General features: G+C 41.7%; 12 protein-coding genes. 4 read left to right on the plus strand and 8 right to left on the minus strand.

Annotated elements, in window-relative coordinates:
- Positions 1-201: 201 nt before the first annotated feature.
- Positions 202-1,527, plus strand: coding sequence for a cytochrome ubiquinol oxidase subunit I (locus BMY70_RS22985; protein ID WP_090338667.1), 1,326 nt, complete (start codon positions 202-204; stop codon positions 1,525-1,527).
- A 54-nt stretch (positions 1,528-1,581) separates the two neighbouring features.
- Entirely contained in the window at positions 1,582-2,601 is a 1,020-nt protein-coding gene (locus BMY70_RS22990) for a cytochrome d ubiquinol oxidase subunit II (RefSeq protein WP_090338669.1), read from the plus strand.
- A 92-nt stretch (positions 2,602-2,693) separates the two neighbouring features.
- Here the strand turns inward: BMY70_RS22990 and BMY70_RS22995 are convergent, their stop codons facing one another.
- The 4 genes from BMY70_RS22995 to BMY70_RS23010 form a co-directional block, all read right to left on the minus strand.
- Entirely contained in the window at positions 2,694-3,263 is a 570-nt protein-coding gene (locus BMY70_RS22995; RefSeq protein WP_090338671.1) for an NADPH-dependent FMN reductase, read from the minus strand.
- A gap of 25 nt (positions 3,264-3,288) precedes the next feature.
- Positions 3,289-3,855 (minus strand): YceI family protein, encoded by a 567-nt coding sequence (locus BMY70_RS23000; RefSeq protein ID WP_090338673.1) that lies wholly within the window; start codon positions 3,853-3,855, stop codon positions 3,289-3,291.
- Between the two features lie 649 nt (positions 3,856-4,504).
- Positions 4,505-4,900, minus strand: a complete 396-nt coding sequence (locus BMY70_RS23005; RefSeq protein WP_090338675.1) for an OsmC family protein — start codon at positions 4,898-4,900, stop codon at positions 4,505-4,507.
- The gene (locus BMY70_RS23010) at positions 4,900-5,793 is read right to left on the minus strand and encodes a pirin family protein (RefSeq protein ID WP_090338677.1); all 894 of its coding nucleotides are present in this window, start codon (positions 5,791-5,793) and stop codon (positions 4,900-4,902) included. The genes BMY70_RS23005 and BMY70_RS23010 overlap by 1 nt, the downstream gene beginning before the upstream one ends.
- Positions 5,794-5,950: 157 nt before the next feature.
- Between BMY70_RS23010 and BMY70_RS23015 the strand changes: the two genes are divergently transcribed.
- Complete coding sequence (locus BMY70_RS23015; RefSeq protein ID WP_090338679.1) at positions 5,951-6,826, plus strand: helix-turn-helix domain-containing protein; 876 nt, start codon at positions 5,951-5,953, stop codon at positions 6,824-6,826.
- 9 nt (positions 6,827-6,835) lie between these two features.
- On the opposite strand, the gene BMY70_RS23020 is transcribed toward BMY70_RS23015, so the two are convergent.
- From BMY70_RS23020 to BMY70_RS23030, 3 genes are read right to left on the minus strand one after another with little or no spacing between them, the layout of a single operon-like run.
- Positions 6,836-8,428 carry an MFS transporter gene (locus BMY70_RS23020; protein WP_090338681.1) on the minus strand — a complete coding sequence of 531 codons (1,593 nt, stop codon included), beginning with the start codon at positions 8,426-8,428 and terminating at the stop codon, positions 6,836-6,838.
- Positions 8,421-9,497 carry an HlyD family secretion protein gene (locus tag BMY70_RS23025; RefSeq protein WP_090338683.1) on the minus strand — a complete coding sequence of 359 codons (1,077 nt, stop codon included), beginning with the start codon at positions 9,495-9,497 and terminating at the stop codon, positions 8,421-8,423. Before BMY70_RS23025 ends, BMY70_RS23020 begins: the two co-directional genes overlap by 8 nt.
- A 4-nt stretch (positions 9,498-9,501) precedes the next feature.
- Positions 9,502-10,842 carry a TolC family protein gene (locus BMY70_RS23030; protein ID WP_143072152.1) on the minus strand — a complete coding sequence of 447 codons (1,341 nt, stop codon included), beginning with the start codon at positions 10,840-10,842 and terminating at the stop codon, positions 9,502-9,504.
- Between the two features lie 87 nt (positions 10,843-10,929).
- Here BMY70_RS23030 and BMY70_RS23035 point away from each other — a divergent pair, with 87 nt between their 5' ends.
- Positions 10,930-11,712 carry an AraC family transcriptional regulator gene (locus tag BMY70_RS23035; RefSeq protein WP_090338687.1) on the plus strand — a complete coding sequence of 261 codons (783 nt, stop codon included), beginning with the start codon at positions 10,930-10,932 and terminating at the stop codon, positions 11,710-11,712.
- Positions 11,713-11,787: 75 nt separating this feature from the next.
- Here BMY70_RS23035 and BMY70_RS23040 read toward each other — a convergent pair whose 3' ends face one another.
- A complete protein-coding gene (locus BMY70_RS23040) occupies positions 11,788-12,186 on the minus strand; it encodes a DUF983 domain-containing protein (RefSeq protein WP_090338689.1) in 399 nt (132 codons plus the stop codon).
- Positions 12,187-12,405 lie beyond the last annotated feature (219 nt).

Consider the following 12,405-nt stretch of genomic DNA (forward strand, 5'->3'; position numbering starts at 1 on the left):
ACTGCAATTCATTGATTTATTCTTGTATTTTCTCTTAAATAAAGTGGTTCTTATGGAAAGTCTTGAGTAGCTTTGAGGCGTTTGAAGAACTGCTCACCGACTTGAATTTTCCATCTATATAAATATGAACATTTGAAGTTTACCTGGCAGAAAACTTTCAAAAATATTTAGTACATTTTCTGACCTAATGATATCTAACCTATGGATGATTTCATCGCCGCAAGATCTCAAATGGCACTTTCTCTGGGGTTCCACATTATTTTTTCATGCATAGGGATGGTTATGCCTTTCTTTATGGCTGTTGCACATTACTATTATTTAAAAACCGACAATATTGTCTATAAAAATATAACAAAAGCATGGAGCAAAGGTGTTGCAATTTTCTTCGCCACCGGCGCTGTTTCAGGGACAGTATTGTCGTTTGAACTGGGGCTGTTATGGCCGAAATTTATGGAGCATGCCGGGCCGATTTTTGGGATGCCATTTTCTCTTGAAGGTACAGCTTTTTTTATCGAGGCTATTGCGCTTGGTTTTTTTCTCTACGGTTGGGACCGGTTTAATAAATGGTTCCACTGGATTACAGGCGTAGTCGTAGGTGTCAGCGGACTGGCATCCGGCATTTTGGTCGTTGCTGCAAATGCCTGGATGAACAGTCCCGCGGGTTTCGATTTTGTAAACGGTGAATATCTGAATGTTGACCCGATGAAAGCCATGTTTAATGATGCATGGTTTTCCCAGTCACTTCACATGTGTATCGCGGCTTTTGCGGCCACGGGTTTTGCGGTGGCTGGTGTTCATGCATTAATGATCGTAAGAAGACAAAATGTATATTTTCACACAAAATCGTTCACCATCGCAGCTATTTTCGGTTGTGCAGCTGCGTTAATCCAGCCTTTGAGCGGAGATATCTCCGCCAAGGATGTCGCCAAAAGACAGCCTGCAAAACTGGCTGCAATGGAAGCCCATTTTCATACTGAAAAAGCTGCCGGACTTGTTGTTGGCGGGATTCCCGATGAAAAAGCCAAAGACGTAAACTTCGGTGTAAAAATTCCAGGGCTGCTAAGTTTTATGGCGCACGGAGATTTTAATTCCGAAGTAACCGGCCTGGATAAATTTCCTGAAGAAAATCAGCCGCCGGTTGCCATCACACACTACGCATTTCAGATCATGGTCGGACTTGGTATGGCAATGATGGGTATCGCATTTTTATATTTTCTTGCTTTGTTTAAAAAGAAAAAATGGCTGCAAAGTGACTGGCTGCTCAAACTTTTTGTTGCCGCGACACCTTTAGGTTTCATCGCCGTTGAAGCGGGTTGGACTGTAACGGAAGTTGGCAGGCAGCCGTGGATCATTTATAACGTGATGAGGACAGCCGATGCTGTTACACCGATGCCTGGTATCAGCTATTCATTTTACATGTTCACCGCAATGTACGTTTCGCTCGGGATGATTGTCACCTTTATGTTGTATAGACAAATAAAGATGGTAGACAAACTCTACGATCTGCCGACGGGAGCTAAGCACTGATCGGGAAATTTAGGCGGGTCATTCCGTGATTAATTCACTCACACGAAAATTGAAATGTTATACGTCGTTATTATTTATCTCTGGACTGCAATCCTTCTCTATCTCCTTCTTGGAGGTGCAGATTTTGGTGCGGGAATTATTGAGCTGTTTACTTCAAATGCAAATAAGATCCAAACCAGAAAGACGCTTTATGAGGCGATCGGCCCAATCTGGGAAGCAAACCATATGTGGCTGATCATTGCTATTGTAATTTTGTTTGTGGGCTTTCCGACCATTTACAGCACGATGTCTGTATATCTGCATATTCCCCTGACAATTATGCTTCTGGGAATTATCGCGCGCGGCACCGCTTTTACATTCAGGCATTATGACGCGGTGCAGGACGATATGCAGGAAATTTACAATCCCATTTTCGCCTATTCAAGTTTTATCACACCATTTTTTCTGGGCATTATCGCCGGGAGTGCCGTATCGGGTCATATAGATCCGAAGGCTGAAAACTTTATGGACGCATACATTTTCAGCTGGCTCCACTGGTTTTCCGTTTCCGTTGGATTGTTCACAGTCTCAATCTGCGGGTTTCTTGCCGCTGTATTTTTGATTGGAGAAACAGACAATCAGCATGATAGAAAACGTTTTGAATTAAAAGCCAAAGCATTCAACATTGCAGCAGTAATCTGCGGTATCCTTGTATTCATTTCTGCATTAATTGACGGAATTCCTCTCATTGACTGGGTGTTTGGCAACGCCATAGGCATTATCGCCATTTCAGCAGCTACATTATCGCTGGTGCTCCTATGGTATCTTTTATACAAAGGCAAATCGAAAATCATCAGGGTTCTAGCTGGTTTTCAGGTTACGATGATCCTTTTGACAACAACCTATCGTCATTATCCGAATATCGTAATTTTGAAAAACGGGGGTTATCTTTCGCTAATCGAACACAGCGGTCACGAAAAAACAATGCAAGCTCTGGCTCTTGCGCTGCTGATTGGGAGTATTTTCATTCTTCCCGCGCTGTTTTATCTGATTTACAGTTTTCAAAAAAAGAAAGTGGACTATGCCACTGACTAATAATCTGATAAAGTAGAGAAAATAAACGGCCCGGCTTATACAAAAGCCAGGCCGTTTATTTTCTGAAACCCAGGTTTACAATGTAACAGTGTTTATTTGCTCTCCTTCACAATTTTCAACCCTTTTGTCCAGCGCACCAGCTCCCTGATCATATTTTCAGCTGTTTTATAGGCACTATCCGTAGGCACGAATTCGCCTTCCTCGTTGATATACTGAGTGAACAAAGGAAAATTCACAGCCTCATAAATCGGTACAATTTTAAATGTAGCGAGATCTGCCTTCAAGCTGTTTGCTGCCCTTGTCCCAGCTGATATTCCACCATAACTAACAATTCCAGCCGCCTTATATCCCCACTCATGAAAAAGGTATTCCAAAGCATTTCTTAACGGCGCGGGATAATTGAAGTCATACTCTGCGGTCACAAAGATGAAGGCGTCAGCCTCATCAATCGAAGCGCTCCATTTTTTTGTATGCTCGTGCTCATACTTTTGCATGGTCGGGTGATTTGCTTCATCCATCAAGGGTAACTTAATGTCGCCTAAATCCAGTAATTCGACGTTAAACTCTTCGTGTTTTTTGGCAATTTCCGCAATCCACGCTGCCACAAGCGGCCCTTTTCTACCCGGCCTGACAGTCGAGGTGATGATTTTCAGATTGTACATAATACTCGTTTGTAGTTTTGTATGTTTATTGACCAAATTCGCCATCGGCAGTAATTATAACTTCTTCGCTCAACATAGGCGCTTCAAATTTTGGGCCAATACCAAAATCTGAGCGTTTGATTGTGCCAGTTGCACGAAATCCCGCAACCGCTTTCTTGTTCATCGGATTTGTTACGGTTCCGCGATAGATGAAATCCAGAGACACCGGCTTTGTAACTCCATGCATCGTCAAATTACCGGTAAGCTGATACTTGCTTTCACTTACTTTTTTAAAACTCGTACTTTTAAAGGTTATCTCAGGATTTGCAGCTGCGTCAAAAAAATCGGCCGATTTTAAATGTTCGTTACGTTTCTCAACTCCTGTATTGATTGAAGCAGTTTTAGCAGTCAGGGTAAAAGTGGCATCACTGAAGTCAGGTTTCGTTGCATTGATCGTTGCGTCAAAATCTGTGAAGGCTCCGGAAACGGTCGAAATACCCAAATGCGTGATATCAAATTTAAGCTGTGAATGGGCTTTGTCCGACTTCCAGGTTTGTGCAAAAGTGGTTAACGATGCAACGGTCAGCAAGATAAAAAATGAAATCTTTTTCATTTTGATTTAAAGTTTAGTTTAAGATGAACTGGCGGTAAATTAAAAATAAAACGCGAAATACCAGGAAACAGATACCAATTTGATTTGCAGTGCCTGTTCATGACAATGCCGGCTCGTGAAGATTTGTTAACTTGTTTTTGAATAGAATTTTGATCCTGCTAATCCGGGACAGAACCAAAAATTGTAGTCTTGCAAAGAGTTATAGCAGCGATCGTAACGCTTATTTAGGCCCCCACTAACCATATTACCGCATAGAAACTATGAAAAAAATAGCAGTTAATAAATACAAATCAGTCAATTATAAGCTGCGAGAAGCCATCGTAAAACTATGCAGATTTTATTTACTACCTGATGGCGGGAATACCCGCGGCTAAGGCGCTGACTAATCTGAAGTATGCAACAAGCTAATAATCCTTTTTCTATTCTGTATGACTGACGCTGAAAAGCTGGGTAGCCGGATTATGTGTTTGAAACAAAAAATACGGCTCCGATAGTATATTTCAAAAACCAAATTACTATTTGTTAACTGCAAGCCGGTAATGTGAAAACAGCCGAGAAAAATATTACCGGAACCTTAAAATATAATACCAAAAAACGTGCTTGCCTTGCAACGCAAACACAAGGCCAATTCGCGGACGTATAATAATTATTAAAGAAGTAAAGTATCGATTGTAATCGTATGGGTCAGTGTATTATGAATGGGACATTTGTTAGCTATGGCGAGAAGTCTTGTCTTCTGCTCCTCTGTCAGTTCCCCGACCAGTTTAATACTGCGTTGCATTTTCGATACATTCAACTGAACATCCCTGGAAAAATCCACAGTCACGTTAACTTCGGTCAACTCGGTCCATCCTTTACGATTTGCATACATACGGAGCGTTCCGCAAGTACATGCTGCAAGCGCTGATGCCAGTAATTCTTCCGGGGAAAATCCCAGTCCCATCCCACCAGCAGAGACAGGCTCGTCTGATATGATTGAATTTGCCGCCGATTTAATTTCTGTTTTATAAAGTACCGAACCGATACTTGCCTGAACTTTCGCCATTATTTTCTCTTTAAATAGTTAGTTTCCGGTGGCAGCGGCACAAAATCGATTTCCCCTGGTACCTGCTTGAAATTCTGTGCAAGCCAGTTTTCTTTTGCTTTATCAATTAATTCCTGACTGCTGGCAACAAAATTCCAGTAAATGAAACGTTCTTCAGCGAAGGGCTCTCCACCGAATATGTAGACGGTTGTGTTTTCAGCCATATTAAATTCACAAAGCTGTGTTTCCTTAGCGACCAGAAGTTGTTTTGGCAGGTATGTATTTCCGTCAGTCTCGATACTTCCTTCTAAAATATAAAGACCAGCTTCGCCATAAAGATCACCTCCGATCCTGACACTCCCAGCCTTTTTGCTTTTTATTTCAAGATAATATAAAGGACTAAACACAGGCACTGGCGACTGACGCCCCATCAATGAACCGGCGATTAATTTGAAAGCAATAGAATCTATTTCCCAATGAGGAAGCTCATCTTCGGATGCGTGAAAAAACTCCGGCTCCATTTGTTCCAGTTCTTTCGGCAAGGCAACCCAGATCTGAAGGCCATGAAGCTCTTTCTCAGAATGGCGCAGATACTCTGGAGTGCGTTCCGAATGAACAATTCCCGCACCGGCAGTCATCCAGTTGACCTGCCCGGGCTTCACTTCAATTTCCGTCCCCAGACTATCCTTATGCATTACATTTCCCTCGAAAAGATAAGTAAGCGTCGAAAGACCGATGTGAGGATGTGGCGGAACATCCATATTCTGATGATCACTCATCTTTGCCGGCCCCATATGGTCGATAAATATAAATGGACCCACCATTCTTTTTCCCGTAAAAGGCAGGAGCCGTCCGACCAGAAAATTTCCAATATTTCTGGGCCGCTCTTCTATGATCAGATTAATATTTGACATTTTACGGGGCTGACTGTTGATTTGTATTAATCCTAAAAAGGTAAAGATTATTATTGATTTTACCGGAAAATGCAATAATAATTTAATCTTGTCGCAAAAGTATGCTCATTTACGGCTCCGGATTATTAGATTTGAAAAACACATTACAAGATCTGCAATGCAAACCAATATTCCCAGAGTTGATATCAGCACGCTTTCTGCTTACCGTGAAGACGATATTCTGATCAGCCGGTTTGCGCCTTATCTGGCAATTCATCCCAATCTGACCTTACCACACCGTCATAGTTTTTACCATTTGCTGTTTTTCTCAGAAGGTGGCGGCAAGCACACGATCGACTTCAATCACTTCGATGTCAAACCGTACCAAATCTATTTTATGGTTCCTGGACAGGTACACTCATGGAATTTCGACGGTCATGTAGATGGATATGTTGTCAACTTTTCGAGTAGTTTTTTTCAGTCATTTTTATTAAAATCTGAATACATCAGTTCGTTCTCATTTTTCAACGGAATCACTCCTGAAAGTGTGATAGACCTTACGGAATCTGTGCAGCAGCCCGTTTTATTACTTTTCGAGAAACTGATCAGCGAATCGCAGCAGCAAAATGTTTTTAAAGAAGACATGCTCAGGGTTTTGCTGATGCAGATTTTCATTACGATTCAACAAAGCATTTCTAACAAACAGCAGATCACGCCCTTCCAGGCAAACCCTATTCTGAATAATTTCCAGAAACTGATCGAAAAAAATTATCTCGAAATCCGTCTGCCAAGTGAATATGCCGAACTTCTCAATATTACACCAAACCACCTGAACGCACTTTGCAAAGAGCATCTGGGCGTTCAGGCGGGAGAAATAATCCGCGACCGTGTCGTGCTTGAGGCAAAACGTCTGTTAGTAAACCTTAATTTAAGCGTTTCTGAAATTGCTTATAAACTTAATTTCAACGACAACTCCTATTTTACCAAATTTTTCAAAAAAGAGGTAGGGATAAGCCCTGAGGTTTTTCGAAAAAAATCGATGACTGAGAAATAAGATATCTGATCAATAAGGAGCTGGTTGCCGCGACCTCACATTCATAATCGTTTTACTAAAATAAGGATATAGCGCAATCATCAGCATCACCGCGACTATTCCCCAGCATATAACAGAATAATAGTCCATTGCATACCGAAGAAACATCTGCTTTTCAACAGCTTTATTCAACAACCCTGTGGCGATTTTCGCAGCCTGATCATGTGGAATCCCATGACTTTCCATTTGCCTCTGATAAAGCTCAAAACGCTCATTAGGAACCGGGTTGAGCAGGGTGATCTGATTTCTGAAATCTTCCTGATGCTTACTTTTTGAGAATAGTTGAAAGGAAGTTATCACCGCCATACTTAGTGTGAATCCAATAAAGCGGAACAAAATGCCTGCCATCGACGCCGAACCCGCTATGGCAGCCGGCACGGCTGAAACTGTAAACATGATCAGCGGCGTCATGATCGTTCCGGCACCTAAACCCTGCACGATCAGCGGCAAGATAAAGGCAGATAAGTTGCCTTCGCTGGAAAAAAGAAAGTACATCCAGCCATGAAAAAGAAGGAAAAAGCCAAAACCGGTTAACCAGATCATCCGCATTGGTTTTTTCTGCAAGATCAGCCGGGATGATACCAGAACGCTTAAGATTACGCCGACCATGTTAGCCATCATCAGCTCTGAAACGTGGATTGGGTCCATGCCCAAAACGGCCTCAAAATAATTGGAAGTGACTGCCAGCGAGCCGCGGCAAATGTAAAAAGGAATCAGCAAAAACGCCCCGATCCGAAAGTTGGAATACTTGAAAATAGCAAGATCAATGAAAGGACGTTTCAGATGAAGCTGCCTGGTTATAAAAAGTGCAACGAGCAATAGCATTGCACCCACACATGCCCAGATATGCAGATTTTCCAGCCAGTAACTGCGTTGTCCGTAAATTAGTACATAACCAAAAAGACAAACAAAAGATGCATAAAAAATAAAGCTGCTCCAGTCTAGTTGATACAATGGAAATTTTCTACCTAAGCTTACGTTGTTCAGGATGCCCGTCAGCAAAACCGAGCCCGGAAGGATCATAAAAATCATCGCCTTGTAAAGCGCCGGATAATTGAAATATTCAATAATAAAGGAGGCTAAAACCATAATCAACGGAGAGGAGCAGACCAGTAAACCGTAAAAAACGGAGTATCCGATCTCTCTTGCACGCTCACTGGAAAATCTGCGAAAAATAAGGGTGATACAGATGCTGTTGATACCTCCGGTAAAAATCCCCTGTAAAAAACGGGTCGTAAAATAAACAAGCGGACTACGGGCATAATAGGAAATGTAACAGGTTACCATCAACAAAATGACATTGATGACAAAGTATTGTCTTGAGGGCACAAAGTTAAAAAAACGCTGTTCGAGTGAGTAAAAACTCGCTAAAGCAGCATAGTAAACGATCGTGGAATATTGAACATCGATCGGTTCAATTCCATAGTAACCAGCCGTTGCCGTTATGTTGTTTGTAAAAAGTCCGAAAAGTCCCAGCAAAGGGAGCATGACTAATCCAATCGAGCTCCGGATGAGCCATTCCGGTGCCCAGGGTTTAAATAAGGGGATTGGTTGACTAGTCATTATTAAAACCTCCTTTTTTCACAACTACGATCGCATTCATTCCTGCCCGCAAATAATCGATCTTATCCCTGGCATCTGTCAGCAATATTCTTACAGGAACCCGCTGTGTAATTTTTACAAAATTTCCCGTCGAATTATCCGGTGGCAGCAGTGAAAATCGAGACCCAGTCGCCGGCGACAACGAGACGATCCTTCCGTTAAAATGTTCTCCCGGAAGCGCGTCTGCTTCGATATCAACCCGTTGCCCGGTATGCATATGCCGAATCTGAGTCTCCTTGAAATTCGCAATCACCCATTTACCCTCATGTTGGTCAACGATGTAGGCGAGCGTTTGACCGGCCTGGATCATCTGTCCGTTTTGAATAGTTTTTCGACCCATCTTCCCATCATAGGGCGCTGTAATCACCGTATAAGCCACATCAAGTTTATTCCTGTCGACAACAGCTTCACGTCTTTTTATCTCAGCCATAGCAACTTCACGCTGCACTTTAATATCATTTACCTTGGAAAGAGACGCCTGGTAAGTATCTAAAAATGATTGATAATCAGCCTTGGCAACTTCAAGTGCCGTTTTTACATTTTCAAATTGCTGCTGGGTAACCGCTTCTACCTCGAGTAACTTTTCATACCTGGCAAATTCCTGTTCCTGATGCCAAAGTTTTGCTTTGGACGCAGCGATTTGTCCTTCATTTACGGTTGCATTTTTTGAAGTAGTAGACACAGAACTTCTGAGCACGGCGATCTGCGCTTTCGCATGCAGTAAAGCTGCTTCTGCCTCCTGCTGCGCAAGCTGGTATTCCAGGTTGTCGATGATCAGCAATGTGTCTCCCTTTCTGACAGGCTGGTTTTCTTCATATTTTATTTCGCGGACATATCCTCCGACACGAGAAGTTACCGGGTTGATATATTCTTCAATTTGGGCATCTTCCGTAACTTCATATTTCCAGAGTTCCCACAAGGTTGCTGCTCCCCAGATACACAGGCCGATCAGGATCACACCTGCTATCCAGGCCGTAATTTTTGTTATAAGTTTATCTGAATTCTGAAATTGATTTGCTGAGGTATTCATTTTCTTAAAGTTCGCCAATGGTTTTCATAAGGTAATAATATTCAAGTCTGGCACGTATCTGTGCCGTGGTCATGTCAAAACGCGATTGCAGCAACTGCGTATCTGCGTCAAGCAAATCCGTCAAAAGGGCGAGTTGATTGAAGTAGGTGTTGTAAACAATTCGGTATGTTTCTTTCGCCTGCCTGATATTTTGCTCGGACACTTCGATCCTTTGTAGCGATTCTTTGTAGCGGACATACGCTTCATTTACCTGAACTTTCAAGGCGTCTTCCTCATCTTTATGGGCCAGATGTTGTTTTTCAATACTTATTTCCGCCGCTTTAACTTTATGATTATTCTGATAAAGTGAAGACAAAGTGTAGGAAACCTTAATACCCGCCTGTCCTAATCCATAAAGTGACGCCTCATAGGGGTAAAACAGAATTTGTGGGTATGTATAACCGTATTCAGTATATGCTACGACTTTCGGCAGCGCATTGGATTTTATTTCCTTTAATTCCAGCGTTTTGAGTTCCATTTCTTTTTCGGAAATACGTATTCCAAATGCGTGCGACAAAGCCTCGGTTAAATAATCGTCGTAAATTTTAGAAGAATTGTCTGCTGTAAGAATATCCTCTTCTGGCTTGATTTCCGTTTCTTCCGGCAGACCAATCAATACAGCCAGTTTTTGATTATTTATCTGAATCGTATTTTCAATCTCCGTTAAAAGCATTTGTTGTCTGGATAAATGAAGCTCTGCCCGAAGCACGTCACTTCTTAAAATTACCCCGTTCTTGAACAGCTCGCGCATCTGATCCAGGCGTTTTTTCTGCTCCTCAATATTGACCAAAATCAGATCTTTAAATAATTTGTTGCGTTCGAGTTCCAGATAAAATGCAGTAGCTTTGAATTTGATATCCGAGGCAGTCAGATCTTTTTCGATCGTCGAGATATCACGTTCTACTTCCCCCTCTTTAATTCTTGTTTTGATTTTTTCTCCATTGTAAAGAACCATGGAAGCCTCCGCGTTCAATTGGAAATAATTATGGATGATATTTCCATAAAGCGGCTTGTTGAAAATTCCGTTTTCATATAATGGCATGTCCGACACACGTGCATATTTTGTCGAGCTCTTTATTTCCGGCAAGCGTTCCGCCCTGGCGTTTTTTAATTTCTCTTCATTCTTCCGGATTTCCAATTGGCGGATCTGCACACTTTTGTTATAAGTCTCCGCCTGTTGCCATACTTGTCGAAGAGATAATTTTATTGTGTCTTTGAGGACGCAATTTGCCTTTCCCACTACCGGCTGCAAACCCAAGATACTTGATAGCAAGAAAATAGAAAGATATTTTTGATGGTAATACATATACTTGTTTGATGACCTGACAAAGGTAAGAGGCTGAAAAAATAAGCCGTTTATATATATTGCCAAAAATTTGTCAATTCCGGCCACATGGATGTTTCCGAACAACTATTCAATATTGATCGTAATCCTGCTTCAAATTATGTGTTACATGATAGAATGGAAAACAGGTTTCCTTTTCATCATCACCAAAAGGGACAGTTAACCTATGTTGAAGGGGGAATTGCGTATCTGAATACAAAAGACAAAGCTTATTTTATACCAGCCCGCCACTTTATCTGGATACCGCCAGGGCTTGAACATTTTGTACATCAGAAAAAAAATTCTTCGATTGTAAGAAATCTTTACTTTGCAGTTCCTGAAAAAATCTCAGACGAGTTTTACGAGCGGATGGGGATTTATCCGGTGAATAATCTGCTGCTTGAAATGCTGCAGTATACAGAACCGTGGAATGGGGAGATTATGCCTGACACGTTTGAAAATGAGTTTTTAACCACGCTCAGGAAATTATTACCGAGAATCAGTAAACATCCTTTGCCGATCGTTTTGCCCACCACCGACCATGAGCGGATGCAGCCTGTTATCGAATACATTCAGCAAAATCTGGACGCCCCGCTTCACCTTGAATCTGTGGCGAAAAATTTCGGGTTAAGCGCCAGGTCGCTTTCAAGATTGTTTCAGACGACGCTTGAAACCTCTTTTCTTCAATACCTAAAACTATCCCGAATGATCAAAGCAATGGAGCAGCTTTTACAAACCAATAAAACGATCAGTGAAATCGCTTACGAAACAGGATATAACAGCATTTCGACATTCAGCAACACGTTTTATGGATTGATCAATGTTCGCCCCTCTGAATTCCAGAAATTCTAAGCCATAAAAAAACCGCAGATTGTTTTCAATCGTTCAGGAACGATGGAAAACAATCTGCGGGAGAAAAATGCATGCTTAATGTTTGGGAGCAACCTCGTGTTTATGCGTAACATCCATATCCTGTGGGGCGATAAAGATCGCCAGCCAGGATCGTCTGGCCAACCGATAAAAATACGGAGTAAGCAAAATCAGAACCGGGATGATACTGTAAAGAAAATAGTCAAGATATTCGCCGAAGAAATTGACAAAAATGAAAAAGTATATTAACATAAAAACGACGTAAAAAGCGTAGCTCATATAGAGAGCTCCCTGATAAAAACCGGGCTCGGGAACCAGATTTTCACCACAATGGGGACACTTTTTGTTCATTTTATCGAACTTCAGGTTGTATGCACTTTTGGTAATGAAAAAATCCCCTTCGGCGCAGCGCGGACATTTATTGAAAAGTACGCTGTAAATTCTGGTATGTTTCATGGTATATCTTCATTTGAGCCATTGATGGCTGTTTAGCTTACGGTAGTCAAGTAATAAATCGCAGCATTATCGTCTTAATTGGGACCGCCTTGATCTTTTACTCTTGGCACAAATTTCGCATTTCACTCTCGCAATTAAAATGACAGATAATGCCTTTTATGGTATTTATCAACGATGAATTCACTTCTCCTATTCAATATAAGCATTATATCCGTCGAA

The sequence above is a fragment of the Dyadobacter koreensis genome (genome assembly GCF_900108855.1).
Taxonomy (GTDB): domain Bacteria; phylum Bacteroidota; class Bacteroidia; order Cytophagales; family Spirosomataceae; genus Dyadobacter; species Dyadobacter koreensis.